1 protein-coding gene is annotated in these 272 nt (G+C 60.3%); it reads right to left on the bottom strand.

All coding sequences use genetic code 11. From position 1 onward, the window contains the following. Nucleotides 1-116 precede the first annotated feature (116 nt). Entirely contained in the window at nucleotides 117-254 is a 138-nt protein-coding gene (locus AC3XQU_RS23905) for a pyocin activator PrtN family protein (protein WP_489876618.1), read from the bottom strand. Between the last annotated feature and the right edge of the window lie 18 nt (nucleotides 255-272).

Here is a 272-nt window from a genome sequence, read left to right as displayed (position 1 = left end):
AGCAGGCCACCGGCCTCGATGTCGCGCAGGATGTCCATAAAGGGAAGTGCTTTAGTATTCATGTGCTGTGCCTCATTGGCTGTGTTGCCCATGGTCGGCAGGGGCTACCGTTTGAATCAGGCCGCTTGCTTCGTCGCTTGGGCGTCGAGATAGTCGGCCAGGTCGTGGAGGTAAACGACGGGCTTGGCACGGGCCGAGCAGTGCAGCCGCTTCACCACCAGCGTGATACGACCTGCCTTGGTTTCGCTCAGCAGGTAGCGGTCGGTGCGTAT

The organism is Telluria sp. AZSoR62, from assembly GCF_058111565.1.
The sequence above is the reverse complement of the archived record's forward strand: the minus strand, read 5'-3'. Positions and strand labels throughout refer to the sequence as shown.